General features: G+C 66.7%; 21 protein-coding genes. 15 read left to right on the forward strand and 6 right to left on the reverse strand.

The window, feature by feature from the left end:
- Window positions 1-33 precede the first annotated feature (33 nt).
- Window positions 34-582, reverse strand: a complete 549-nt coding sequence (locus tag E6C72_RS29460; RefSeq protein ID WP_109865169.1) for an alpha/beta hydrolase — start codon at window positions 580-582, stop codon at window positions 34-36.
- 148 nt (window positions 583-730) lie between these two features.
- Between E6C72_RS29460 and E6C72_RS29465 the strand changes: the two genes are divergently transcribed.
- Window positions 731-1,957, forward strand: coding sequence for a methyl-accepting chemotaxis protein (locus tag E6C72_RS29465; protein WP_109865168.1), 1,227 nt, complete (start codon window positions 731-733; stop codon window positions 1,955-1,957).
- Here E6C72_RS29465 and E6C72_RS29470 read toward each other — a convergent pair whose 3' ends face one another.
- Window positions 1,958-2,782, reverse strand: coding sequence for a methyltransferase domain-containing protein (locus E6C72_RS29470; RefSeq protein ID WP_109865167.1), 825 nt, complete (start codon window positions 2,780-2,782; stop codon window positions 1,958-1,960). It abuts the gene before it with no gap.
- Between the two features lie 54 nt (window positions 2,783-2,836).
- On the opposite strand from E6C72_RS29470, the gene gloB reads away from it, so the two are divergent.
- The 7 genes from gloB to pstB all read left to right on the forward strand — a co-directional run bounded on the left by gloB (window position 2,837) and on the right by pstB (window position 11,310).
- On the forward strand, window positions 2,837-3,604 hold the full coding sequence (gene gloB, locus E6C72_RS29475) for a hydroxyacylglutathione hydrolase (RefSeq protein ID WP_109865166.1): 768 nt from the start codon (window positions 2,837-2,839) through the stop codon (window positions 3,602-3,604).
- 93 nt (window positions 3,605-3,697) lie between these two features.
- A complete protein-coding gene (locus tag E6C72_RS29480) occupies window positions 3,698-4,303 on the forward strand; it encodes a glutathione S-transferase N-terminal domain-containing protein (RefSeq protein ID WP_247876132.1) in 606 nt (201 codons plus the stop codon).
- 284 nt (window positions 4,304-4,587) lie between these two features.
- Window positions 4,588-7,197, forward strand: a complete 2,610-nt coding sequence (locus E6C72_RS32675; RefSeq protein ID WP_282183313.1) for a methyl-accepting chemotaxis protein — start codon at window positions 4,588-4,590, stop codon at window positions 7,195-7,197.
- Window positions 7,198-7,396: 199 nt separating this feature from the next.
- A complete protein-coding gene (pstS, locus tag E6C72_RS29490) occupies window positions 7,397-8,464 on the forward strand; it encodes a phosphate ABC transporter substrate-binding protein PstS (RefSeq protein ID WP_109865165.1) in 1,068 nt (355 codons plus the stop codon).
- A gap of 109 nt (window positions 8,465-8,573) precedes the next feature.
- Window positions 8,574-9,557 (forward strand): phosphate ABC transporter permease subunit PstC, encoded by a 984-nt coding sequence (gene pstC, locus E6C72_RS29495; RefSeq protein ID WP_109865164.1) that lies wholly within the window; start codon window positions 8,574-8,576, stop codon window positions 9,555-9,557.
- Window positions 9,558-9,562: 5 nt separating this feature from the next.
- The gene (gene pstA / locus E6C72_RS29500) at window positions 9,563-10,444 is read left to right on the forward strand and encodes a phosphate ABC transporter permease PstA (RefSeq protein WP_109865163.1); all 882 of its coding nucleotides are present in this window, start codon (window positions 9,563-9,565) and stop codon (window positions 10,442-10,444) included.
- A gap of 53 nt (window positions 10,445-10,497) precedes the next feature.
- Entirely contained in the window at window positions 10,498-11,310 is an 813-nt protein-coding gene (gene pstB, locus E6C72_RS29505; protein WP_109865192.1) for a phosphate ABC transporter ATP-binding protein PstB, read from the forward strand.
- Window positions 11,311-11,562: 252 nt separating this feature from the next.
- Here pstB and E6C72_RS29510 read toward each other — a convergent pair whose 3' ends face one another.
- On the reverse strand, window positions 11,563-12,912 hold the full coding sequence (locus E6C72_RS29510; protein ID WP_109865162.1) for a PLP-dependent aminotransferase family protein: 1,350 nt from the start codon (window positions 12,910-12,912) through the stop codon (window positions 11,563-11,565).
- Between the two features lie 125 nt (window positions 12,913-13,037).
- Here E6C72_RS29510 and E6C72_RS29515 point away from each other — a divergent pair, with 125 nt between their 5' ends.
- The 6 genes from E6C72_RS29515 (at window position 13,038) to E6C72_RS29540 (ending at window position 20,777) form a co-directional block, all read left to right on the forward strand.
- Window positions 13,038-13,643, forward strand: coding sequence for a LysE family translocator (locus tag E6C72_RS29515; RefSeq protein WP_199229003.1), 606 nt, complete (start codon window positions 13,038-13,040; stop codon window positions 13,641-13,643).
- A 16-nt stretch (window positions 13,644-13,659) separates the two neighbouring features.
- On the forward strand, window positions 13,660-13,860 hold the full coding sequence (locus E6C72_RS29520; protein WP_109865161.1) for a tautomerase family protein: 201 nt from the start codon (window positions 13,660-13,662) through the stop codon (window positions 13,858-13,860).
- A gap of 308 nt (window positions 13,861-14,168) precedes the next feature.
- Window positions 14,169-15,416: a TCR/Tet family MFS transporter gene (locus E6C72_RS29525; protein ID WP_109865160.1), complete on the forward strand. Its 1,248-nt coding sequence runs from the start codon at window positions 14,169-14,171 to the stop codon at window positions 15,414-15,416.
- A gap of 186 nt (window positions 15,417-15,602) precedes the next feature.
- Complete coding sequence (locus E6C72_RS29530; protein ID WP_109865159.1) at window positions 15,603-17,723, forward strand: YgiQ family radical SAM protein; 2,121 nt, start codon at window positions 15,603-15,605, stop codon at window positions 17,721-17,723.
- Between the two features lie 289 nt (window positions 17,724-18,012).
- Window positions 18,013-19,821, forward strand: a complete 1,809-nt coding sequence (locus E6C72_RS29535) for an ABC transporter ATP-binding protein (RefSeq protein WP_109865158.1) — start codon at window positions 18,013-18,015, stop codon at window positions 19,819-19,821.
- 98 nt (window positions 19,822-19,919) lie between these two features.
- Window positions 19,920-20,777: an oxidoreductase gene (locus E6C72_RS29540; RefSeq protein WP_109865157.1), complete on the forward strand. Its 858-nt coding sequence runs from the start codon at window positions 19,920-19,922 to the stop codon at window positions 20,775-20,777.
- A 25-nt stretch (window positions 20,778-20,802) separates the two neighbouring features.
- Here the strand turns inward: E6C72_RS29540 and E6C72_RS29545 are convergent, their stop codons facing one another.
- Genes E6C72_RS29545 through E6C72_RS29555 form a run of 3 tightly spaced genes read right to left on the reverse strand, consistent with a single transcriptional unit; the run spans window position 20,803 to window position 23,739 of the window.
- Window positions 20,803-21,204, reverse strand: a complete 402-nt coding sequence (locus E6C72_RS29545; protein WP_109865156.1) for a response regulator — start codon at window positions 21,202-21,204, stop codon at window positions 20,803-20,805.
- Window positions 21,201-23,096, reverse strand: coding sequence for a PAS domain S-box protein (locus E6C72_RS29550; protein ID WP_109865155.1), 1,896 nt, complete (start codon window positions 23,094-23,096; stop codon window positions 21,201-21,203). The genes E6C72_RS29545 and E6C72_RS29550 overlap by 4 nt, the downstream gene beginning before the upstream one ends.
- Entirely contained in the window at window positions 23,077-23,739 is a 663-nt protein-coding gene (locus E6C72_RS29555) for a chemotaxis protein CheX (protein ID WP_109051226.1), read from the reverse strand. The genes E6C72_RS29550 and E6C72_RS29555 overlap by 20 nt, the downstream gene beginning before the upstream one ends.
- 396 nt (window positions 23,740-24,135) lie before the next feature.
- Between E6C72_RS29555 and E6C72_RS29560 the strand changes: the two genes are divergently transcribed.
- The gene (locus E6C72_RS29560; protein WP_109865154.1) at window positions 24,136-24,936 is read left to right on the forward strand and encodes a DUF2076 domain-containing protein; all 801 of its coding nucleotides are present in this window, start codon (window positions 24,136-24,138) and stop codon (window positions 24,934-24,936) included.
- The last annotated feature ends 277 nt before the right edge of the window (window positions 24,937-25,213 follow it).

Below are 25,213 nucleotides of genomic sequence, written 5' to 3' on the forward strand. Positions count from 1 at the left end.
CGCAGCGGCAAGAGGCTGGTTGAAAAGGTGGTTTCAGATCTGGGCCAACAGATCCTTCAGCAGTGTCTCGCCCATCGGCCAGGGGCCGTGGCCGCTGGCGCTGTTGATGTGGCCGGCCTCGCCCGCGTCGATGAAGTCGGCGCCCCACAGCGCGGCGAAGCCGCAGGCGCGGGCGGCGGTGCAGTAGGGATCGCTGCGGCTGCCGACCACCACGGCCGGGAAGGGCAGGGGATCGGACGGCACCGGGGCGAAACGGCAGGCCCCGGCCGGCACGATCCGGGCCGATTCGACATCGGGCGGGGCGACCATCAGGGCGGCGGCGACCTTATCCGCAGCACTGCTTCCTGCTGCCCAGCGGGCGACAAGGATGCAGGAGAGGCTGTGGGCGACCAGCACCACCGGACCGGCGGCAACACGGACCGCCGAGTCGAGCCGCTCCACCCATCGCTCCGGCTCCGGTGCGTCCCAATCGCCCAGATCGACGCGGGTCAGGTCGGGCACCCGGCCTTCCAGCCAGCTCTGCCAGTGATCGGGCCCGGAGTCGCCGAGGCCGGGAAGAACCAGAATGGTCGGCTGCGTCATTCTTTCAACTCCGCGTTCATAAATGTTGGATGTACTATCGGATAATTGCTCGGGTCTGGCGCCTGCTCTCCGATGGGTGGTTCCGCATGCTGCGCCATGCCGTTAAGCAACAATGGAAAACCATAAACGGAAAAAGGGGAGAAGCGTCTTGGACATCAGCGCTACCGTTGCACAGGAACTCTGCGACTCCATCGGCCGTGAGCTGGACTCCGTCGTCTCCATCGCCGGCAAGAGCGGTGCAGTCGTCGCCTCCACCGCGCGGGAGCGGATCGGCACCAACCATCCGGTCGCCAGCGATATCACGGCCCGCCGGCTGGACGAGCGCGCCGTCACCCGTGATGAGGCGGCCAAATCGGGTGGCGCCATGAGGGAAGGCTATGTCATCGCCATCGATCTGGACGGTGAGCGGGTCGGTGCGCTCGCCATCGCGGCACCGGCCGATCAGGCGCGCCGCTTCGCCCGCCTCGCCCGCCATTGGGTGCTGGCGACCCTGCGGGCGGAAACGGCGGAGACCCGCCGAGTCAGCCTGATGCGCGACCTGTCCGAGCGGGTGGAACGCGAGGTCGGCGGATTCGCCGCCGAACTGGCCGATGCCGGCCGCAAGCTGGAGTCGGCGGTTGTCGCCGTCCGATCCGCCGGGACCGAGGGGCTGCGGCAGGCCGCCGATGCAGCCGGCGCGGCGCGCGCCGTGGACGGGTCGGTCAGCGCCATCGCCGGCATGCTCGACCGGCTTGCCTCCACCTCCGACCAGATTTCCGGCGACACCAGCAAGGCGCGGGAAATCAGCCTCGCCGCGGCATCGGACAGCGACCGTGCCACCACGGTGATGAACTCCCTGCGCTCCGCCGCAGAACAGATTGCCAGTGTGGTGAAGCTGATCAACGCGATCGCCAGCCAGACCAACCTGTTGGCACTGAACGCCACCATCGAGGCGGCGCGGGCGGGGGAAGCCGGGCGTGGCTTCGCCGTCGTCGCCAACGAGGTGAAGGCGCTGTCGCGGCAGACCGCCGACGCCACCAAGCAGATCGCCGATCAGGTCGCCAACCTGCAGAAGGAAACCGCCGCGGTGGACGAGGCTCTGGGCCGCATTCATTCCACCATCGGCTCGATCCAGGCGATCAACGGCACCGTCGCCGCCGCGATCGACGAGCAGGCGACCCTGACCTCGGACGTCGCGCGCTCGCTCGACCGCTCCCGCCAGGATGCCATGGCGGCGGAACAGCGGATCGGTGATGCCGAACAGACGCTGGGCGGCGTGACCCGCACGCTTGAGGAGTTGACCACGCTGAGCCGGACCATCGCCGACCGGGCCGGCAGCCTGGGCAGCGGCCTCGCCGGCCGGGTTACCGACGTGCTGCGTCAGGCTCGCAATTGATCAAGTCCGGGGATAAGGCTGCTGGCAGTCGACGGAGTCGCCGCCGGTGATGGTGGTGCGGGCGATCGTGGTGCGGGTGTTGCCGCTGCGGGCGGCGGGGGCGGCACCACCCGGCAGCGGCACGATCAGCCGGCGCTTCACCGGCTGCTGGGCCGCCCGGCGCGACACGCCGGCGAAGATCTGCTTCGACGCCTCGATCATCGTCACCCCGGCGAAGGCCTTGAACCAGCGGCTGCCGACCTCTTCCCAAGCCGGTGCGGTCTTTTGCAGGAAGTGCGAGCGCAAGGGCGGCATGAACAGGGCGTGGCGGGTGCGTTCCGGCACGAACATGGTGTCGCGCAGCACCTGCTTGAGTTGCGAGGCCGAGTAGGGAAAGCCGTGGCCGAAGGGCGTCCAGTCGGCGCGGGCCCACAGGCCGCGACGGTTGGGCACCACCGCCAGAACCCGGCCGCCGCCGGCCAGCACGCGCCAGATCTCGCGCATCATCGGGCGCAGCTGTTCGGTTCCTTCCAGCCCATGGACCAGAAGAACGCGGTCGATGGTGTTGTCGCCGAAGGGAAGGTCGGCCTCGTCGCCCAGCGCCACCATGCCGGGTCCTTCCGCTGGCCAGAAGCTGACGCCCTGGCTGGCCGGCATCACCGCCACCACCCGGTCGGCCTCGCCCATGAAGGGACGCAGGTAGGGTGTGGTGTAGCCGACGCCGAGAACGATCTGGTCGCGCACGTCCGGCCAGATGGTGCGGATGCGCCGGCGGATCATCCGCTGGGCGGTGCGCCCCAATCCGGACTCGTAGAACTCCCTCAGATCGACGATATCTGTGTACATGGTATCCCAAGCGTAACACGGGTTTCGTATCGCAACAGCAGGGAGTCCGCTGCCGTGGAGGTCATTCTCGTTCCGGCTTTCGCCGACAACTATATCTATGTGCTGCGCGACGCGGCATCCGGCAAGGTCGGCGTGGTCGATCCCGGCGACGCCGCGCCGGTGCAGGCGGAGCTGGAGCGGCGCGGCTGGTCCCTGACCCACATCTTCCTGACCCACCACCATGACGACCATATCGGTGGCGCGGCGGCGCTGAAGGACCGTTATCGCGCCAGCGTGGTCGGTGCTCGTGCCGACGCCCACCGCATTCCCGGCCTCGACGTGATGCTCGGCGACGGCGACCGCACGGTGTTCGGTGAACAGACCGCCCGCGTCTTTGCCGTGCCCGGCCACACCAGCGGCCACATCGCCTTCTGGTTCGAGGCGGCGGAGACGCTGTTCAGCGGTGACACGCTGTTCTCGCTGGGCTGCGGACGGCTGTTCGAGGGCACGCCGGCGCAGATGTGGGAGTCGCTGCAAAGCCTGCGGGCACTGACCGACCAGACCCGCGTCTATTGCGGCCACGAATACACCCAGTCGAACGGCCGCTTCGCCCAGACCGTCGATCCGGCCAACGCCGCGCTGCGTCAGCGGATGGAGGAGGTCGCGGAGTTGCGCGACCGGAACCGGCCGACGATTCCCACCACCATCGGCATTGAGCGGCGCACCAATCCCTTCCTGCGCGCCGACGATCCCGGCGTCCAGACCGCCATCGGCATGGCCGGCGCCCCGGCGGTGGAGGTTTTCGCCGAGCTGCGCCGGCGCAAGGACCATTTCCGCGGGTGAGGATTGTCGAAAAGGCTGCGGGGCGGGGCATGGATTTGCGGCTCCGTCCGACGCTAGTCTGTTTTCAACCGATCGAAAGCGGAGGGAGCGCCCATGATGAAACTGCGCTGGAGCCCCACCTCGCCCTATGTGCGCAAGGTGATGATGGTCCTGATCGAACGCGGGCTGGAGGACCGGGTGGAGCGTGTGGCGACCGATCCCTGGTCTGCCGATACCGATCTGCCCAAGGACAACCCGTTGGGCAAGGTGCCCGCCCTGACGCTGGAGGACGGCACCACCCTGTTCGACAGCCCGGTGATCGTCGAGTATCTCGATTCGTTGGGCGACCGGGCGCCTCTGGTCCCGCCGGCTGGTCCGACGCGCTGGACGGCACTGCGCCAGCAGGCCATCGCCGACGGCATCTGCGACGCCGCCATCCTGCGCCGGCTGGAATCCATGCGCCCGGACGGTGAGAAATCGGCCAATTGGATGGAGCGCCAGCGGAAGGCGGTCGCCCGCTCACTCGATCTGCTGGAGGCGGAGGCCGCGTCACTGGGAGGTGAGCCGACCATCGGCCGTCTGGCGGTCCTGGTGGCACTCGGCTACCTCGATTTCCGCTTCGGCCACGAGGATTGGCGCCAGGATCGACCGGCGCTGACCGAATGGTTCGCCGAGGCATCCGACCGCGACAGCCTGCGGCGGACGGCGCCACCGGTATAAGGCCTGCGTTCGCTCCAAAGTTTTTACGCGGAATACGTGCAGTAAAGCGGCGTCCGGCAGAGCCGGGCGCCGCTTTTGCTTTCGCGCGCTGTTTACGATCGATTCACTATGAACAGCCGCGGGACGGATGATTTCCCGTTCCCGTCACTCTTTCGATTGTGCGTAGCGAAAACTTCATCCAACCGTCACCGAATCATCCAACCAGAAGGGCTACCCATGGCGCCGCCGGCCCGCGGAGAACCGCGGGCGCGGGACGGACAATCTCCAAGCCACGGGTGGGCCATATGGCAAAGCCTATCGACCAGCGCCGGCGGTCCGGCATCAAGTCGAAGATGCTGATCGCCTTCGGAACCGTGGCGGCACTTCCCTGCATCGCGGCGGTGGTCGGCTGGATGTCCTACGGCGCCGTCCGCGGCCATGTCGCCGACATAACGGGAACGCAGGTTCCGGTGCTCAGCGCCGCTCAGGGGCTTGCGACCACCACGGCGCGGGTGCTGGCGCTGGGGCCATTGATCGACGCCGCGTCCTCCGACGAGGATCTGGGCCGGCTGCGCACCGCGGTGGCCGAGCAGCGCCGGACGCTGGACGGGCAGCTCGCCCAACTGGCCGGTGGGCAAGGGCATAGCGGCGGCGATGCCGACCGTGTTGCCGAGCTGACCGGCACCGCGCGCACGCTGCTCGGCACCATCGACGCGCTGGGGACGGCGACCGGCCGGCGGCTGACCTTGCAGGAACAGCGCAGCGGCCGGCTGGCGGAACTGAGCGATGCTCATGCCAAACTGCTCGCCGCGCTGAAGCCCGACATGCAAGCCTCGCGCGGGCAACTGGCCCAGGCGATCGCAGCGATGGTGGAGGCGACCTCGCAATCCTCCGCGGTCATCGGAGCCGAACTCGGGCAGACGGTGATCCCGCTGTTCCAGCTGCGCGGCGCAGAGGCCGCTCTCGCCAAATCCCTGTTGATCGGCGCCTTTGAAACCAACCGGTCCAAAGTGATGTCGCTGTCCACCGACTTCGACTCCGCCCTGTCGGATCTGCAAGGTGCGCTGCGCCCGCTGGCGAAGAGCGAAGCGGCGGCCCCGGTGGCGGCGATGATCAACGAGCTTGCCGCCTTCGGTGACGGCGATGCCAGCGTCTACACCCGTCGCGTCCGCCAGCTGACCCCCGGCATTCCCGAGGCGGAGGCGCAGAAGCTGACCGAGTCGCTGAACGCCAGCGTCGACGACATTGTGCGGCTCGACCGCGACGCCAACGCCCGCATGCTGCCGCTGATGCTGAATTCGCGCGGCCGCATCGCCGAGGCCGGCAACGCCATCGCCGAGCGGATGCAGGATCTGTCCACCAACACCGTGCCAGCGGCCCAACATCGCTACACCGTGCTGAGCGATCTTATGGCCGACGCCAACCTGCTGGCCGGCAAGCTGGCGGAGGCTGGCAACGCCGAAACGCCGGCCCGGCTGGCCGCCGCCCGTCGCACGCTGGACCCGCTGGCGGCGACGATCCGCGGCACCCTGACTGAGTCGCGCGACGATCTGGGCCCCGAGGTCCGCCGGCTGGCCGAGCGGCTGCTCGATCTCGGCTTCGGCAACGAGGGCATTCTGGCACTGCGTGCCGGTGAACTGGCTGCCTATGCCGAGAATGCCACGCTGATCGACAGCAACCGCCGCACCGGCGCCGCTTTGACCGCCATGGTCGACGGGCTGGTCCAGGCGGCGCAGACGGCGACGGCCGATGGCGCCGCCGCAGCCCATGAGGCGCTGGAGCGTACCAACCAAGTGCAGATCATGCTGGCGACCGCCGGCGTGCTGCTGGCCGGGCTGATCGTCTCGCTCTATGTTGGGCGCCGGGTCGTCGGCCGGATGGAGGCGTTGGCCGACGCCATGCGCCGGGTCGCCGGCGGCGACCTGACGGTGGAGCAGAAGGCCGACGGCAACGACGAGATCACCGACATGGCCCGTGCCCTGTTCGTCTTCATCGCCAACGCCCGTGCCATGGAAGAAGCGCACGAGAAGGTGGAGATCGAGCGCCGCAACGCCGCGTCGGCCCGCCGCACCAGCATGCTGGAGATCGCCGACCAGTTCGAGCGCAACGTGCTGAGCAGCGTCGAGACGCTGGCCGACGCCGCCCGCCAGATGGCCGCCCGTGCCCGCTCGCTGACCGACATCGCCGCCAATGCCAACGACCGTGCCGAGGCCGCGATGCAGCTGTCCGGCGAGATGGCGGCGGGGATTCAGCAGGTGGCGACCGCTGCCTCGGAAATCTCGCAGTCCATCGCCGAGATCAGCAAGCGCACCGGCGAATCGGCCCGCATCATCGGCGACACCGCCGCCGGGGCGGAGCAGGTCAAGGCGACCGTTGCCGACCTGTCGAGCACGGCGGGGGAGATCGGCACCGTCGTCGGCCTGATCGACGAGATCGCCGGTCAGACCAACCTGTTGGCGCTGAACGCCACCATCGAGGCGGCGAGGGCAGGGGAGATGGGCCGCGGTTTTGCCGTCGTCGCCGGCGAGGTCAAGGCGCTTGCCGGCCAGACCGCCCAGGCCACCGCCGAGATCGCCCGCCAGATCGCCGCCACCCAGGCGGCCAGCCGCCAGACGGCGGAGGTCGTCGCGACCATGACCGGCAGCGTCCAGCGCATCGAATCCAACGCCTCGGCCATCGCCGCAGCGGTGGAGGAGCAGGCGACCATCACGTCGAGCATCGTCGACAGCTCCCACCGTGTCGCGGTCGGCACCCAGGCGGCGTCTGACCATGTCGCCGGCCTGTCTGAGGCCGCCGCCAAGGTGCGCGCCCAGGCCGGCGACGTGCTGCATGTGGCGGAAAGCCTGTCGCACGAGGCGACCAGCCTCGGCTCCGCCGTGCATCTGTTCCTCCAGGAAATCCGGGCCGCGCGATGAGTCCCGCGCTGCATCCGCGGTCCCGGCCGTCAACGGGTCGGTTTCATAAAACTGACACGTAAACAAAACAAACCCGTCATCGGCGGCGGCTATGGTCACCGCGACGAAGAAGGCGGGTTACGACCTCCGGCCAAGGCCGGGCTTTTGCGAAAACCCAACGAAACCGTCCAAACCTATCGGGAGTTTAGCCGTGAAAACCATGACCTCGGCGTTCGTTCGCTGCGCCGCCTTCGGTGCCCTGGCCGTTCTGTCCGTGTCGGTCGCCCCGCTGTCGGTCGCCTCGGCCGCCGACATCTCCGGCGCCGGCGCCACCTTCCCGTACCCGATCTATGCCAAGTGGGCTGACGCCTACAAGAAGGAGACCGGCACGGGCCTGAACTACCAGTCGATCGGTTCGGGCGGCGGCATCAAGCAGATCAAGGCCAAGACGGTCACCTTCGGCGCCTCGGACATGCCGCTGAAGCCGGAAGAGCTGGAGCAGGCCGGTCTGATCCAGTTCCCGATGATCATGGGCGGCGTGGTTCCGGTCGTGAACCTGAAGGGCATCAAGGCCGGCGAGGTCAAGCTGTCGGGTACCGTTCTCGCCAACATCTACATGGGCGAGATCACCAAGTGGAACGACCCGCAGATCAAGGCGCTGAACCCCGACGTCAACCTGCCGAACACCGCCATCGCCCCGGTCTACCGCTCTGACGGGTCGGGCACCAACTTCCTGTTCACCGACTACCTGTCGAAGACCAGCCCGAAGTTCAAGACCCAGATCGGCGCCAACACCTCCGTCCAGTGGCCGGCCGGCATCGGCGCCAAGGGCAACGAGGGCGTGGCCAACATGGTCAAGCAGACGGACGGCTCGATCGGCTACGTCGAATACGCCTACGCCAAGCAGAACAACATCACCCACCTCGACCTGCAGAACAAGGACGGCAAGACCGTCTCGCCGAAGATCGAGGCCTTCCAGGCCGCCGCCGCCAACGCCGACTGGGCCAACAGCAAGGGCTACTACGTCCTGCTGACCGACGAGCCGGGTGCGGAGAGCTGGCCGATCACCGGCGCCAGCTTCATCCTGATGTACAAGGCTCCGCAGGACGCCGCGTCTTCGGCCGAAGCGCTGAAGTTCTTCGACTGGGCCTATAAGAACGGTTCCAAGATGGCGACCGAGCTGGACTATGTCCCGATGCCGGACGCCGTGGTGTCGCTGGTCCAGAAGACCTGGGCCCAGACCATCCAGGCCGACGGCAAGCCGGTCTGGACCGCGTCGGCCAAGTAACGACGGCCACCCCGACCTCGGGCGGGCCGCCTGTCGGACCGCCTGGGGGCATGATCGCCGGAGGGGACGGAAATTGCGCCGTCCCCTCCGCACGCCTCACGGAGCGGCCATGACCGAGATCGCGCTGACCTTGACCGACGCACACGCTTCCACCGCCCGACGGGCCCGCCGCCAGCGCCTGCAGGACGCGGTTTTCCGCAATGCCACCCTTGCATTCGCGCTGCTGGTCCTGCTGATCCTGGGCGGCGTCACGGTTTCCCTGATCGACGGCGCGCTGCCGGCACTCCGCGCGTTCGGCTTCGGTTTCGTCGCCACCGAAGTCTGGAACCCGGTTTCCGAGCAGTTCGGCGCGCTCGCCCCCATTTACGGCACCCTGGTGACCTCGGTCATCGCCATGGCTGTCGGCATTCCCGTCAGCTTCGGCATCGCCCTGTTCATCACCGAGATGTGCCCAGCCTGGCTGAAGCGCCCGCTCGGAGTCGCCATCGAGCTGCTCGCCGGCATTCCCAGCATCATCTACGGCATCTGGGGTCTGTTCGTCTTCGCCCCCTTCATGCAGTCGACCGTCCAGCCCTTCCTGATCGCCACGCTGGGCCAGATTCCCGGCCTCGGGAACCTGTTCATGGGACCGCCCTACGGCATCGGCATCCTGACCGCCGGCCTGATCCTGGGCATCATGGTGCTGCCCTTCATCACCTCCATCACCCGCGACGTCTTCGAGACGGTGCCGCCGATGGTGCGTGAGTCGGCCTATGGGCTGGGCGCCACCACCTGGGAGGTGGTGTGGAACGTCGTGCTGCCCTACACCCGCACCGGCGTCGTCGGCGGCGTCATGCTGGGGCTGGGCCGCGCGCTGGGCGAGACGATGGCGGTGACCTTCGTCATCGGCAACGCGCACCGCATCAGTTCCTCGATCATGGCGCCGGGCACGACGATCTCGGCCTCCATCGCCAACGAATTCACCGAGGCGGTCGGCGACGTCTACACTTCGTCGCTGGTGGCGCTGGGCCTGATCCTGTTCCTGATCACCTTCACCGTGCTGTCGATCGCGAAGCTGATGCTGCTGCGCCTCCAGCGCAAGGCCGGAGTCTGAGGCCCATGACAATGTCCAATTCCGCAACGCTGGCGACCCCCATCGGAGGGCTGTATCACCGCCGGCGCATTGCCAATAAAGTGGCGCTGTCCCTGGCGCTGGGCGCTGCCGGCTTCGGCCTGTTCTGGCTGGTCGCCATCCTGTGGACGCTGCTCTACAACGGGCTGTCGGCAATCAACCTCAGCCTGTTCACCGAGAATACCCCGCCGCCGGGCGGGGAGGGCGGCCTGCTGAATGCCATCTTCGGCAGCATCGTCATGACCGCGGTCGCCACCGCGGTCGGCACGCCGGTCGGTGTCATGGCCGGTACCTACCTGGCCGAATTCGGCCGGAATACGAAGCTGGCCGAGGTGGTGCGCTTCATCAACGACGTGCTGCTGAGCGCGCCGTCGATCATGGTCGGCCTGTTCGTCTATGAGGTGCTGGTCGTCCGCATGGGCCATTTCTCGGCCTGGGCCGGCGCCATGGCGCTCGCGGTGCTGGTCATCCCGGTCGTCGTCCGTACGACCGAGGACATGCTGAAGCTGGTGCCCAACAGCCTGCGCGAGGCCGCCGCCGCGCTCGGTGCTCCGCAATGGAAGGTGATCACGATGGTCGCCTACCGTGCCGCCCGCAACGGCATGATCACCGGCATGCTGCTGGCCGTCGCCCGCATCAGCGGCGAGACCGCGCCGCTGCTGTTCACCGCCCTGAACAACCAGTTCTGGAGCGCGGACATGAACGCGCCGATGGCCAACCTGCCGGTGGTCATCTTCCAGTACGCGATGTCGCCCTACGAGGACTGGCGCCAGCTGGCCTGGGGCGGCGCGCTGCTGATCACGGTCGCCATCCTGCTCCTCAACATCGGCGCCCGGCTGCTGGCCGGTCTCGGCACGACGAGAAAGTAACCATGACGATGACCCACATGGACGCCAACAGCCCCGCCCACGGCAGCCACCAGATGCCCCCCGGCATGATGGCCGGGACCGCCGCGGACCGCCCCATCGCCGGCGCCGGGCTGCCCGAGAAGATCAGCGTCCGGAACCTGGAATTCTTCTATGACGGCTACCGGGCGCTGAAGAACATCTCGCTGCCGCTGTACGACCGTCAGGTCACCGCCTTCATCGGTCCGTCGGGTTGCGGCAAGTCGACCCTGCTGCGCATCCTGAACCGGATGTATGACCTCTATCCCAAGCAGGTCGCCACCGGAGAGGTGCTGCTGGACGGTGTCAACATCCTGTCGCCCAAGCAGGATCTGAACCTGCTGCGCGCCCGCGTCGGCATGGTGTTCCAGAAGCCGACGCCGTTTCCCATGTCGATCTACGACAACATCGCCTTCGGCGTGCGGCTTTACGAGAAGCTGTCCAAGGCCGACATGGAGGAGCGGATCGAGTTCTCGTTGCGCCGTGCCGCCCTGTGGGACGAGGTGAAGGACAAGCTGCGCCAGAACGGCATGAGCCTGTCCGGTGGCCAGCAGCAGCGCCTGTGCATCGCCCGCGCCATCGCGGTCAAGCCGTCGGTCCTGCTGCTGGACGAGCCGACCTCGGCGCTCGATCCGATCTCCACCGCCAAGTGCGAGGAACTGATCGACGAGCTGCGTTCCGACTACTGCATCGCCATCGTCACCCACAACATGCAGCAGGCGGCCCGCATCTCCAACTTCACCGCATTCATGTATCTGGGCGAGCTGATCGAGTTCGGGAACACGGAAGAGATCTTCACCAACCCCACCAAGGAAAAGACGTCCGAATACATCACCGGCCGTTTCGGCTGACGCCATCGGCGGAATGCCCCGTACGGCGAAAGGCTCTCGCTGCCATCCGGTGGCGGGAGCCTTTCCCTTTCAACTGCCGCACGTCACCCATGACCTGAATTACTCCATCGGATAGTCGCGAGAGTCCGAGGCCCAATTTATTTCCATAATTGAAATTATACGCTCAAAGTTCTGCTTCTGGGTAGGGTCATGCATTCCCACCACCAGAGCTGGGCGATGGCCTGTGCGCGCTGGTGGCTTCAGATCCGACTCTCAAAGAGGCCGCGTGCTCCGCCCAATGCCCGACAGAAGAGAGAGCGCCCGCGTCAGATCATCGAATGACGCCCCTCCGAGACAGAGACGGACACCACTGTCACTCTCCTCCGGGGCGACCATGACGGCCGACGGAGGTGTCACGGCGATGCCCAGACTCGCGGCGCTGGAGGCGAACATATCGGCTTCTTCGCGCGGCATGGGTAGCCAGGCTTGGTAGGCGTCCGGGTGGCTCACCAGCGTCCGGTCAGCCAAAAGAGCCTTCGCCAACTCGCTTCGGCGCGCCGCCTCGCGCTTCAACTCCAGACGAACGGAGCGGATCGTTCCATTCGCAAGCCAATCCTCGATGACGCAGCATGACAGGGGCGACGGCGAAAAAGGCAAGGCTTGCAACGCCGTTGTAGCCAAACATTCCATCGCCGGAGTGACGAGCAGGACGCCCACACGCAAGCCGGGACTGATCGTCTTGGACAGGCTGCTGACATGGAGGCAGCGTTCCGGGGCCAGCATCGCGATCGGCGTGCCTTCCGTTCCCGATCCGTAGACGCCATCCTCGATGATCGGCACGTCATGCAGCCGACAAATGTCGGCAATGGCCTCCCGCCGTGCCAGAGTCATGGTGGCGGTCGTTGGATTGTGCAGCGTCGGCGTCACATAGACTGCTCTGCGGCGGGAGGTGCCCTCCGAATCCAGCGCTTCGGCGAGTGATGACGGCACCATGCCTTCGTCGTCGATTGCCACGCCGCGCATTCTCAAGCCCGTATGACGGCAAAGAGTGATCGCTCCGGGATATGTGAGGCGTTCGGTCAAGATGACGCCGTCACGGCCGCAGACGAGATCGAAGGCCAAAGCGAGGGCCTGTTGCGCTCCTCCGGTCAGGACGAGCCGTGCCGGGTCCGCGACGAGGCCGAGCGTTTCGAGCCAGCGGGCGAGCAACCGCCTATGTTCCAGATGACCGGCCGGCGACGCGTAGAGGGTGAAGTAATCGGCATCGACCTTTCGGCTTATCGCCATCAACGAGCGCGCCAGAGCGCGGTGTGAAAGGATGGGAGGCGGTGCATTGATCGAGAGGTCGATCAGCGTTCCTTGCCGGGCCTGATACGCGGCAACGAAAGTTCCACGCCCCTTCACCCCACGCACCAGTCCCCGCCTTTCAAGGATCGCATAGGCTTTCGTGACCGTGCCGATGCCGATCTCCAAAGCCCAGGCGAGTTCCCGGTGAGCCGGCAGGCGATCTCCGGTTTCCAAGGTTCCGGCTGCGATGTCATCGGCCAAGGCCTGGACCAGCCGCTCGGCGACCGTTGCTTCGGTATCTGCGAGGCGTGGCTTCCACGGGGATTTCAGGAGCACGGTCGACCCAAAAGTGTTTTGTGACACTATTGGATTTCATCATAAGCATCTCATCGCGTAATGTCGATCACGGAACGCATGGAGAAAATGATCATGGGGCGTTTTCATCAAAGAAGGCTGTGAAGATGATCATGCCCGAAATGCTTGCCGGTTTTATGCTCTATGCACTCGTGACCTCGATCACGCCGGGTCCGAACAATATGATGGTGCTGGCATCGGGTGTTAACTTCGGTTTGACGCGCTCCGTGCCGCATATCGTTGGGATCAGCATCGGCTTCTCGATCATGGTCGTCCTCGTGGGCGCGGGTCTCAGCGCGGTGTTCGATACCTATCCGGTCATCCACGACATTTTGCGGTGTGTCGGCGCCGTCTATCTCGTCCATCTCGCATGGCGCATCGCAACGTCGTCTCCCCTCGGCCGGGCCGACGACCGGACAGCGCAGCGGCCGATGGGTTTCCTTGCGGCGGCCGCCTTCCAATGGGTGAATCCCAAGGCCTGGATCATGGCTCTCGGGGCCATCACGACCTATCTGCCCCAACAGACCTCCATCATGGGGGTTGCTGTCCTCGCCTTGATTTTCGCCGTTGTGAACGCTCCCTGTGTCGGCATATGGGCGATCTTCGGTGTCGGCTTGCGGCGCCTGCTGACCAAGCCATCCTATGTCGGCGCTTTCAACATCACGATGGCGGCGCTGCTCGTGTTGTCGCTTTATCCCATCGTCATTAGCTGAGCAGAGGAAATCCTCAATGCCACTGATCGTTTTTGAAGCGGGCCAAATGAAACCCGAGGTTAAAGCCGAATTGATACGTCGCCTGACCGAGGTTTCTGTGCAGGTGACCGGTATCCCGAAAGAGCTGTTCTTCGTCGCTGTTCACGAACTGCCGGATACCGATATCGCCGTTGGCGGTGATACCGTTGCCGAGATCAAGGCGCGCCTCGCGGTATGAATGTGGGAACCTGGAATCCGTAGGGACTCCACTGAAACGTGACCCAAACATCCGCCGATGGCCCAAACTTTTTCGCAGGTGCCGGGACCGTGATCCCGGCAAATTCCCGCTGAACCGCATCCTGAGTTTGCCGACCCTACGGCGCGCTAAAGCATCCGATATTGGAAATATTCCGCTTCCAAACCACCTTCGCTTCCTCTATGATCGCGCCTCTGTTCGCGATGCAGCCCGGCCCGCCCTTTTCGGCCGGGGCACGCCTGCGTGCCTCATTTGGACGCTTTAGACCTGTTTGTTCCTGAAGGTTTTCCATGTCTCCCGTTCTTCGTCCACGCAAGGCCGCCATGGCCTTCATTCTCGTCACCGCCGCACTCGACATCGTGGCGATGGGCATCGTCATTCCGGTGCTTCCCGCGCTGATCGAGCAGTTCGTCGGGGCCGACGCGCAGGCCGGCACCATCAACGGCGCGCTGGTGGCGCTGTGGGCGCTGATGCAGTTCTTCTCCTCTCCGGTGATCGGGTCGCTGTCGGACCGCTTTGGCCGGCGTCCGGTCATCCTGCTGTCGGCGTTGGGGCTGGCGGCGGACTATGTGCTGATGGCGATGGCGCCTGACCTGTGGTGGCTGGTGGTTGGCCGTGCCGTTGCCGGCATCACGTCTTCCAGCTTCACCACCGTTTTCGCCTATATGGCCGATGTGACGCCGCCGGAGCAGCGGGCGCGCGCCTACGGTCTGATCGGCGCCGCCTTCAGCGCCGGCTTCATCGCCGGTCCGCTGCTGGGCGGGATCCTGGGCGAAATCTCGCCGCGGGCACCCTTCTGGGGGGCGGGCCTGCTCAGCGGGCTGGCTTTCCTCTATGGTCTGGTGGTGCTGCCGGAATCGCTGCCGCATGACCGCCGGATGGCCTTCTCCTGGCGCCGGGCCAACCCGTTCGGCGCGTTCCTGTTGCTGCGCTCGCACCCGGAACTGTCGGGTCTGGCGCTGGTCAATTTCATGCTGCATGTCTCCCATCAGGTCTTCCCCGCCGTCTTCGTACTCTATGCCGCGCACCGCTATGGCTGGAGCGCCTGGGATGTCGGGCTTCTGCTGGCGATGGTCGGCGCGCTCGACATGCTCATGCAGGGGGTGGTGGTGTCGCGCATGGTCAAATGGCTGGGCGACCGCGGCACGATGGTCGTCGGCCTGTTCGGCGGTGCCGTCGGGCTGGCCTGCATGGGGCTGGCGCCGGATGGCGGCTGGTTCGCCTTCGCCATCGTGCCCAACGCCCTGTGGGGGCTGGCGATGCCGACCATCCAGTCGCTGATGACCCAGCGGGTCAGCCCATCCGAACAGGGCCAGTTGCAGGGTGCAAACATGAGCGTGGCGAGCGTCGCCGGCATTCTGGCGCCGGTCTTCTTCGGTACGGTCTATTCGGCATCAGTGAGCAGCGATCCGCTGTTCCCGCACCCCGGCGCCGCCTTCCTGATCGCGGCGCTGGTGATGCTGGTGGGGGCGCTGATCGGCTGGGCGGTGGCGCGCCGCAACGGACGAACGGAGGAGGCCGGCAGCATGGCAGCCTGACGCTGTCACCCTGCCCTCCCCTTGCACCGGCTGTGGGGCGTCCCACATAGCGGGCGAGCTACCGTGCCCCATGTCCAACAATGTCCCATTGCTCCGCTGCGTTATCAGCGGTGGGAATTTGCCGGCCGACAGGGTAAGAGTGTCGGCTTATCCATCCGCATTTTCGATCGAGACCCGGAGAACGCGATGCTCGCGGCCCCCAACCTGTTCACTCACCGCCCCGACCGGAGTGTGCGCCCCAAGGCCGCACCCTTCCTGCCGATGTCGCGTGCGGAAATGGACCGGCTGGGCTGGGACCAGTGCGACGTTATCGTCGTCACCGGCGACGCCTATATCGACCATCCCAGCTTCGGCATGGCGATCATCGGCCGGCTTCTGGAATCGCAGGGCCTGCGCGTCGGCATCATCGCCCAGCCGGACTGGAGCAGTGCGGAGCCGTTCAAGATCCTGGGCAAGCCGCGGCTGTTCTGGGGCGTTACCGGCGGCAACATGGATTCGATGGTCAACCACTACACGGCTGACCGCCGCCTGCGCCACAACGACAGCTACACGCCGAACGACGAGGGTGGCAAGCGGCCGGACCGCGCAGTCATCGTCTATTCCCAGCGCTGCCGCGAAGCCTTCAAGGACGTGCCGATCGTCCTCGGTGGCATCGAGGCCAGCTTGCGCCGCATCGCCCAGTACGATCATTGGAGCGAGAAGATCCGCCGCTCCGTCCTGGTCGATTCCAAGGCGGACATGCTGGTCTACGGCAACGCCGAACGCGCCATCATCGAGATCGCCCAGCGCGCGCTGAAGGGCGAATCGCCGAAGGCGATGACCGACATCCGCGGCACCGCCATCATGCGCTCCTCGGTGCCGGAAGGCTGGACGGTGGTCGACAGCAGCTCCATCGACGATCCGTCGGTGCCGGTGTCGCCGCGCGCCGCCGGCGCCGACCGCATGGTGGTGCGGCTGCCCAGCTTCGAGCAGGTGACGGCCGACAAGGTGCTCTACGCCCATGCCAGCCGCGTCCTGCATCAGGAGAGCAACCCCGGCAATGCCCGCGCCCTGGTCCAGCGCCATGGCGACCGCGACGTCTGGCTGAACCCGCCGCCGATCCCGCTCGAAACCCACGAGATGGACGGCGTCTACGACCTGCCCTATGCGCGGGCGCCGCATCCGTCCTATGGCGACGCCCGCATCCCGGCCTGGGAGATGATCCGCTTCTCGGTCAACATCATGCGCGGCTGCTTCGGCGGCTGTTCCTTCTGCTCGATCACCGAGCATGAGGGGCGCATCATCCAGAGCCGGTCGGAAGGGTCGATCCTGCGCGAGATCGAGCAGATCCGCGACAAGACCAAGGGCTTCACCGGCGTGATCTCCGACATGGGCGGGCCGACCGCCAACATGTACCGGCTCGCCTGCAAGGACAAGGAGACGGAATCGGTCTGCCGGCGCCCGTCCTGCGTCTTCCCGGACATCTGCAAGAACCTGAACACCGACCATTCGTCGCTGGTCCAGCTCTACCGCAAGGCCCGCGCGGTGCCGGGCGTGAAGAAGATCCACATCGCGTCCGGCCTGCGCTACGACCTCGCCGTCCGCAATCCGGAATATGTGAAGGAGTTGGTGACCCACCATGTCGGCGGCTATCTGAAGATCGCGCCGGAACATACCGAGCCGGGCCCGCTGTCGAAGATGATGAAGCCCGGAATGGGCGCCTACGACGAGTTCAAGCGGATGTTCGAGAAGGCCGCGAAGGAGGCGGGCAAGAAGCTCTATCTGATCCCCTACTTCATCGCCGCCCACCCCGGCACCACCGACGAGGACATGATGAACCTCGCGATGTGGCTGAAGCGGAACGGCTTCAAGGCGGATCAGGTGCAGACCTTCCTGCCCTCGCCGATGTCGCTGGCGACCGCGATGTACCATAGCGAGCGCAACCCCCTGCGCCCGGTGCGCCGCGTCGGGTCTGAGATGGTGTCGTCGGCGAAGGGGCTGAAGCAGCGCCGCCTGCACAAGGCCTTCCTGCGCTACCACGATCCGGAGAACTGGCCGATCCTGCGCGAGGCGCTGAAGCGCATGGGCCGCGAGGATCTGATCGGGCCCGGCGAGGAGCAGCTGATCCCGGCCTGGCAGCCGGTCGGCGCCACCGCCAAGCCGCGGGAGAAGGGGCCGAAAGGCAAGACCTTCCTGACCCAGCAGGCCGGCCAGGGCCGCCGGGTGGTCCCGCCGGTGGGCAAGGCGCCTGGGACGAAGCCGGCTGGCGGAGCTGGGGGCAAGCCCTCCGGCATGAAGCCGCGCCAGACGAACTTGAAGGGCCGGTGACGTTCTGAAGGCTTGTTTGGCCGTCATTCCCGCGAAGGCGGGAATCCAGCCTTTCCGGAGCGGTCGCTTTGGGAACACTGGATCCCCGCCTTCGCGGGGATGACGCGCAGTTGTTGCTGTTTCGGTTGGTTCTTCCGGCTTCGAATCCTCGCCACTCGGAAAGAGATGGCATTTAGCGCCGCACTACATCTCCGCGCCGGCTGCCTCAAGCCGCGCACAGCGACCATTCCCCATTTCCCCCAACGGCGCCGCCGCCCGTATGGCCGGCCCCTGCCCCGGTTGGATTCCCATGGCACAGTCGAAACGCACCCCGCGCCCGAACGCCATCCGCAGCGTTCTGGCCTTCACCTTCCGTCACTGGCGCCGCCAGACCCCGTTGGCCGCCGGCATCGCCGGGGCCATCGCCCTGTCGACTCTCGCCGACGTCTTCATGCCGCTGTTCGCCGGTCGGCTGGTCGATGCGCTGACCCTGCTGCCGGGTGACCGCGACGCGGCGCTGCACGCGGCGCTGACCGCCTTCGGCGCGATGGTGGTGTTGGGCGTCGGCATGGTGGTGATGCGCCATCTCGCATGGAGCGGCGTCATCCCTTTCACCCTGCGCATCATGGCCGATGTGGGCCAGGACAGCTTCCACCGCATCCAGCGCTTCTCCACCGATTGGCATGCCAACAGCTTCGCCGGCTCGGTGGTGCGCAAGATCACCCGCGGCATGTGGGCGCTCGACACGCTGGACGACACGCTGCTGCTGGCGCTGTGGCCGTCACTGGTGGTGCTGATCGGCACCATGGTGACACTGGGGCTGCACTGGCCGGCGATGGGGCTGGTCATCGCGCTCGGCACCGCGGTCTACATCGCGATGACGGTGCTGTTCTCCACCCTCTACATCGCGCCGGCAGCCCGGCTGTCGAACGCCTGGGACACCAAGCTGGGCGGCACGCTGGCCGACGCCATCGGCTGCAACGCCGTGGTCAAGGCCTTCGGCGCCGAGCCGCGCGAGGACGAGCGGCTGGCCGGAGTCGTCGGCAAGTGGAGCCGCCGCACCCACCGCACCTGGACACGCCATACCCGCCACAGCACCGTGCAGCTGCTTGTGCTTCTGCTGATCCGCAGCAGCGTGGTGGCGACCGCGCTGTTGCTGTGGTGGCGTGGGCAGGCGACGCCGGGCGACGTCGCCTATGTGCTGACCACCTACTTCGTCGTGCATGGCTATCTGCGCGACATCGGCATGCACATCAACCATCTCCAGCGCTCAGTCAACGAGATGGAGGAGCTGGTGGCGATCCATGCCGAGGCGCTCGGGGTGGAGGACCGGCCGGACGCCGCGCCGATCCGCATCGGGGCGGGCGAGGTGCGCTTCGACCACGTCACCTTCCAGTATGGCGGCCACACCACGCCGCTCTATTGCGACCTGTCGCTGACCATCAAGGCGGGGGAACGGGTCGGGCTGGTCGGACCTTCGGGATCAGGCAAGACCACCTTCGTCAAGCTGATCCAGCGCCTCTACGACGTGACCGGGGGCCGGGTGCTGATTGACGGGCAGGAGGTGGCAGGGGCGACCCAGCACTCCCTGCGTTCGCAGATCGCCATCGTCCCGCAGGAGCCGATCCTGTTCCACCGCACCCTGGCGGAGAACATCGCCTATGGCCGCCCCGGTGCGTCGATGGCGGAGATCGAGCGGGCGGCGAAGCTTGCCAACGCCCACGACTTCATCGCCCGCCTGCCCAAGGGCTATGGGACGCTGGTCGGCGAGCGCGGCGTCAAGCTGTCGGGCGGTGAGCGGCAGCGGGTGGCGCTGGCCCGCGCCTTCCTGGCTGATGCGCCGATCCTGATCCTGGACGAGGCGACCTCCAGCTTGGATTCGGAATCGGAAGCGCTGATCCAGGAGGCCATCGAACGGCTGATGCAGGGCCGCACCGCCATCATCATCGCCCACCGGCTGTCGACCGTGCGCACGCTGGACCGCATCCTGGTCTTCAACCAGGGCCGGGTGGTGGAGGAGGGAAGCCATGCCGCCCTGCTCCACCGCGCTGGCGGGCTTTATCGCCGACTGTTCGAGCAACAGTCGGCGCCGGAGCCGATCCGCCGGATCGGGGGCTGAAGGGTCCGTTCCCCTTTGTCGAAAGGTGGGGTGGCCGCAGCGGCGTGTCGGCGTATGTCCCTGGCGACCGACTGTTTTCGCTGACCGCAGGAGCCGTCATGGCACAGACCACCACCGACACGCCCGTCTGGTTCATCACCGGCTGTTCGACCGGCTTCGGCCGCGAGTTGGCGCGGCTGGTGCTTGAAAAGGGCTGGCGCGTCGCCGCGACCGCCCGTGATCCGCGCCGGCTGGACGATCTGCTGGCCGGCCATGGCGAGCGCGGTCGGGCCATCGCGCTGGACGTGACCGACCGGTCCCAGGTTGCCCGCGCCGTCGCCGAGGCGGAGGAAGCCTTCGGCCGGCTCGATGTCGTCGTGAACAATGCCGGCTACGGCTATCTCTCCGCCATCGAGGAAGGCGAGGACGCGGAGATCCGCGCGATGTTCGAGACCAATGTCTTCGGGCTGGCCGCGGTGACGCGGGCGGTGCTGCCGGGGATGCGGGCGCGGCGGGCCGGGCACATCGTCAACATCTCGTCCCAGGGCGGCATGATCGGCTTCCCCGGCTCCGGCTATTACGCCGCCACCAAGTTCGCGGTGGAGGGATTGTCGGAATCGCTGTCGAAGGAGGTGGCGCCGCTGGGCATCCGCGTGCTGATCGTCGAGCCGGGGCCGTTCCGCACCGACTGGGCCGGGCGCTCGTTGAAACAGTCGGCGACCTGGATCGACGATTACGAACAGACCTCCGGCGCGCGGCGCAAGCAAATCTCCGGCTACAGCGGCAAGCAGCCGGGCGATCCGGTGCGGGCGGCCGAAGCGATCATCACCGCCGTGACCGCCGAGATTCCGCCACTCCGCCTCGTGCTCGGCCGTCCGGCGCTGGAAGGCGTCCGCGGCAAGTTGCGTTCGGTGCTGGACGAGATCGATGCCTGGGAGGCGACGACGCTGGGTGCCGATTTTCCGGACGTGCGCTAAGGGAGGTGGCGTCACCCCCCTCTTTTCACACGAACAGTTCCATCGTCTGTGGCACGTTGCGCGGCGTTTCCCCCGCCAGGATGGCGCGGGCGACGTCGACGGCGGCGATCAGGCCGCTTTCCGTGAAGGGTTTCGGCAGGCAGCCGATGCCGGTCAGCGGGCCATCCTTCTTCAGCTCGTCACGGAAGGAGGTGATGAACAGGCAGGGCACGCCCAGTCCGGTCAGCCCCCGCGCCGCGTCGATGCCGTTGGAGCCCATGCCGAGATGCACGTCGACCAGCGCCAGATCCGGCTTGTCCTCCGCGGCCATCTCCACCGCTTCCGCCGCGGTGACGGCCGGACCGATGACGCTGTGGCCGACGTTTTCCAGATAGAGCTGCTGTTCCAGCGCGATCAGCACCTCGTCTTCCACCAGCAGGATCTTCATCCCTCGATCTCCTCGGGCGAGGAGGTCTCCAGCAGCGGCACCTCGTCCGGCACCGGCAGCTCGATGCGGAAGGTGGTGCCCTGCGGAGTGGTGTCGATGTCGACGCTGGCCCGGATCTGGCCGGCGAGGCTGGAGATCAGGCGCATGCCCAGGCTGCGGCTCTTGCGGATGTCGAAGTTCGACGGCAGGCCGGGACCGCGGTCGGAAACCGTCAGGGCAAGCCGGTCGTCCTCCCGCCGGAAGGTCACATCGACCTTCGCCGGACCGCTGCCGCGATGCTTGACCGCATTGGTGATCAGCTCGTTGGCGATCAGGCCCAGCGGGGCGGCATGGTCGATCGGCAGGTCGATCACGTCCGACTGCACGACGATGTCGCACATGCTGTCGCCGCCGGACGCGCGCGCCAGATCTTCGCACAGCTCGTTCAGATAGGTGCCGAACTCGATGGTCTGGAACTGGTCGGCCTGATAGAGCCGGTTGTGGACGCGGGCGATCGCTTCGATACGGCTGCGGGCATCCTGGAAATGCACCCGCATCCCTGCGTCGGGCAGGCTGAGCGTCTGGAGCGTCAGCAGGCTGGACACCAGCTGCAGGCTGTTCTTGACCCGGTGGTTGACCTCGCGGAGCAGGGTCGATTTCTGGCCGACCAGCTTGCGCAGCGCCGCCTCCATCGACTTGATCTCCGTCACGTCGATGTGCATCAGCACGGTGCCGCCGAACGGGCCGGCCGGCATCGGGGCGGCGAGACAGCGGAACCAGTGCTGGTTGTTGGTGACGTATTCGGCGGACACTGGCGGCCCGCCTTCGCTCAGCAGGGTGCGCAGGCCTCCCATCACGCTGTCGGCCCGCGGGTCGGCGGTCTCCCCGCGGCCGCAATGGTCGAGATAATCGTCACCGACGATGCAGCCCTGGCCGAGGAAGCTCGTCTCCGGTCCGGCTTCCGCCCATGCGCGGTTGACCGAGACGATGTGGCCGGAACGGTCGAGCACGGCGATGAGGGCCGGCAACGCGTCCAGCGTCGCCTTGGTCTGCTCGGCCAGCTGTCGCATGGCGAGCGCGCTGGTCCGCAGCTCCTCCCGGGTGCGCCGGCGTTCTGTGATGTCGCGCAGGATGCCGGTGATGAAGCTGCGCCCTTCCGATTCCCAGCGTGCCATCGACAGTTCCAGGTCGATGTGGCTGCCGTCGCGCCGCCGGCCCGACAGTTCCACCGGCTGGGTCGCGGCATCCCTGCTGGCGGCCTCCGGCCCGCTGCGCTCCGCCATGGCGATCCAGTCCGGCGCGTCGTCACCCAGCAGGACGGTGACGCTCCGGCCGATCAGCTCGTCCGGACGGTAGTCGAACTGGCGGGTGGCGGTGCCGTTCATCCATTGCACCATGCCGCGTGTGTCGGTGGTGATGATGGCATCGGGGGCGGTGTCGACGATGGCGCGGTGGCGGGCATCACGCTGCTCGCGCAGCACCCGCTCGCGGTTCACCGAGGCGGTGACGTCGGTCACCTGGATCAGGCAGCGCGCCTCGCTGCCGGCGGCCTGCGAATGGGGCGACGAGGCGTTCGACGGCAGCGGACGGATCACCACATTGTGGACCATCCGCCGCCCGTCGGGCAGGTGCAGCGGGAACAGCATCGGATTCAGCGTGTGCGACAGGACGCCGGGCGCGCCGGTGGCCAGCGTGTCGCGCACCGCGATGTGCAGGCGCGATTCACGCAGGTTCGGCAGAGCGTCGAACAGATCATGCCCCAGAATCTCCCTGGCCGTCAGGGTGGAGGCCTGCTCCATCCAGCCGTTCCAGTAGAGAACCCGGCAATGGCGGTCCAGAAGCAGGATGCCGGCGTCCAGCGCGCCAAGGACATCGAGCGCCCAGGTGGGTTGTTCAGGCAATCTGGGAGCCATGCGACGACGTTCCGGCGGATGTGGGTTCTTCGGCGGCGATGCCTTCGATGAAGGCGTGGATCAGTTGTTTCAGCGACTGGAGGGAGGAAACCCCCATCAGCAGGGCGATGTAGCCGCGGATGCTGCGGCTGCGGATGGTGAAGTCGATGTAGAGGAACAGCACCAGCTCGTCGCCGCCGCCGACCTTGTCCTTCAGGATGTTGGCGCCGTCTCCGCGCAGCACCGCCGGCAACGAGATGGTCAGCCGGTCCTTCAGCGCGTTGGCGACAACCACGAGACAGCCGTTCAGGATGATGTTGCCGATCTCCGCCAGGGCGTCCTGCTCCAGATCGACGATCTCCGCCAGGGTCAGGTCGCCGCCCAGGACGGCGCGGGCCAACTCCAGGCTGTTGGCCTCCGGGAAGATCAGCATGGCGCGGCCGTCGAAGGAGCCCTGGAACTGCTGCTCCACCGCCACCAGCCCGCTCCGCTCGCGTGCGGACAGGAAGTCCGACGCCTCCTGCCGGCTGACGATGTCCACGGTTGGCACGGACAGCAGAACCTGGTCATTGACCATGCGGCTGAGATGGGTGGCGGCGCGGCCGACCCCCATGTTCACCAACTCGGTCAGCGCATCGCGCTCCAGGTCGGTCAGTTCCACCATCTCTCGGCGCCTGTTCAGTCTTGGTCTCGGCTTCACAACCGGCGCCGCCGGGCGGTCGCATCACAAATGTGACCTATCGATGTGGAAAAAGGCACCCCCGTCAATGTCATATGTTAAGCCGGCGACGCCATAGCCGATATAGCCGCCCCGCTTCCCACAATGGTCAGGAGGACAATCCACCATCCAAAGAACCGTGTTCGGAACCTTAGGCAAGTCGCCGGCGCTTTTGCGCAATATTGCTTAAGATACGAAACCAAATGTCCGGCGCCGCGTTATCGGGCGGGACAGTCTCTCAGCATATGGACAGACGGTGGGGGACTTGTCCGGCGGGGGATGGCGACTCCACATGTAGGGGTGGCGTCCCCTTGCGATGGGCGCCATGTCTAGGAGACGTCGATGACCCCCGAGGAACGCACGCTTCTGTCCGACCTGTTCCGTCGCCTGCGCGAGGTGGAGTCCCAGCAGCACTCCCAGCCGCGCGACGCCGAAGCGGAGGACTTCATCCGCCGGTCGGTCCAGGACCAGCCGCAGTCGTCCTACTATATGGCGCAGACGGTGCTGGTGCAGCAGCAGGCGCTGACCGCGGCCCAGACCCGGATCGAGGAACTGGAGCGGCAACTGCGCGAACGACCGGCCCAGCCGGCGCAGTCCGGCGGAAGCTTCCTGTCGAATGCGCTGGGCATCGGCCGCAGCCCATGGGGGCGCGACGCCGAACCCGCTCCGGCCCAACCCTATCCGCAAGGACAGTCCCCTGCCGGCCGGAGCCCGTGGGGCGCACCCGGTGCGGTGCCCACTGGTGCCCCTGGCGCTGCCTATCCGCCGCAGCAGTACAGTCCTTCCCCCTATCCGCAGCCGGGCATGGCCCCGCGCGGTGGCGGGTTCTTCGCGGGGGCGGCGCAGACCGCTGCGGGTGTGGCCGGTGGCATGCTGGCGGCGAGCGCCATCTCCTCCCTGCTGCACCATTCGCCCGGCCCCTTCGGCACGGCGATGGCCCAGCCCCTGGCCGGCGAGACGATCAACGAGACGGTGATCAACAACTATTACGGCGACGACCAGGGACCGCAGGGCGATACCGGGCGTGACACCGCTCAGGACACCACCTACCAGCCCGATCCGCCGCCTGCCGACGATGCGTCATACGATGATTCGTCCTTCGACGACGGCAGCAGCGGCAGCGGGGACGATTCCTGGATTTGAGGCTTGGGCAACACGCCACTCCCGTCGGGATCCCGGTTCTGCATTCTGCGATCGCCAGCATCGCAGAATGCAGAGGCGGCGGTCGGGCAACTCTCCGAACCGGCAAGCCGATGGTTAATGGGTTCGTGGATCGCAGGCCAGGAAGGCGGCCGATCAGGACGGTGTGGCGGCCGGATCTTTTGCAAACATAAGGTCTTTCCCTGATCGCGAGCTTTACCCTCATACTTTGGTATAGGCTTTGCTGCTTTGGCCATGGTTCAATGCAAACGGAAGCATC

The organism is Azospirillum sp. TSH100, from assembly GCF_004923295.1.
Taxonomy (GTDB): domain Bacteria; phylum Pseudomonadota; class Alphaproteobacteria; order Azospirillales; family Azospirillaceae; genus Azospirillum.

Bases quoted from the DNA above. Each gene is read 5' to 3' on its own strand.
- E6C72_RS29470 (WP_109865167.1), bottom strand. From the start codon at position 2,782: ATGTACACAGATATCGTCGATCTGAGGGAGTTCTACGAGTCCGGATTG.
- E6C72_RS29520 (WP_109865161.1), top strand. From the start codon at position 13,660: ATGCCACTGATCGTTTTTGAAGCGGGCCAAATGAAACCCGAGGTTAAA.
- E6C72_RS29555 (WP_109051226.1), bottom strand. From the start codon at position 23,739: ATGGTGGAACTGACCGACCTGGAGCGCGATGCGCTGACCGAGTTGGTG.
- pstA (WP_109865163.1), top strand. From the start codon at position 9,563: ATGACAATGTCCAATTCCGCAACGCTGGCGACCCCCATCGGAGGGCTG.
- pstC (WP_109865164.1), top strand. From the start codon at position 8,574: ATGACCGAGATCGCGCTGACCTTGACCGACGCACACGCTTCCACCGCC.
- pstS (WP_109865165.1), top strand. From the start codon at position 7,397: ATGACCTCGGCGTTCGTTCGCTGCGCCGCCTTCGGTGCCCTGGCCGTT.
- E6C72_RS29540 (WP_109865157.1), top strand. From the start codon at position 19,920: ATGGCACAGACCACCACCGACACGCCCGTCTGGTTCATCACCGGCTGT.
- E6C72_RS29530 (WP_109865159.1), top strand. From the start codon at position 15,603: ATGCTCGCGGCCCCCAACCTGTTCACTCACCGCCCCGACCGGAGTGTG.
- E6C72_RS29515 (WP_199229003.1), top strand. From the start codon at position 13,038: ATGATCATGCCCGAAATGCTTGCCGGTTTTATGCTCTATGCACTCGTG.
- E6C72_RS29460 (WP_109865169.1), bottom strand. From the start codon at position 582: ATGACGCAGCCGACCATTCTGGTTCTTCCCGGCCTCGGCGACTCCGGG.
- E6C72_RS29525 (WP_109865160.1), top strand. From the start codon at position 14,169: ATGTCTCCCGTTCTTCGTCCACGCAAGGCCGCCATGGCCTTCATTCTC.
- pstB (WP_109865192.1), top strand. From the start codon at position 10,498: ATGCCCCCCGGCATGATGGCCGGGACCGCCGCGGACCGCCCCATCGCC.
- E6C72_RS29535 (WP_109865158.1), top strand. From the start codon at position 18,013: ATGGCACAGTCGAAACGCACCCCGCGCCCGAACGCCATCCGCAGCGTT.
- E6C72_RS32675 (WP_282183313.1), top strand. From the start codon at position 4,588: ATGGCAAAGCCTATCGACCAGCGCCGGCGGTCCGGCATCAAGTCGAAG.
- E6C72_RS29480 (WP_247876132.1), top strand. From the start codon at position 3,698: ATGATGAAACTGCGCTGGAGCCCCACCTCGCCCTATGTGCGCAAGGTG.
- E6C72_RS29550 (WP_109865155.1), bottom strand. From the start codon at position 23,096: ATGGCTCCCAGATTGCCTGAACAACCCACCTGGGCGCTCGATGTCCTT.
- E6C72_RS29545 (WP_109865156.1), bottom strand. From the start codon at position 21,204: ATGAAGATCCTGCTGGTGGAAGACGAGGTGCTGATCGCGCTGGAACAG.
- E6C72_RS29560 (WP_109865154.1), top strand. From the start codon at position 24,136: ATGACCCCCGAGGAACGCACGCTTCTGTCCGACCTGTTCCGTCGCCTG.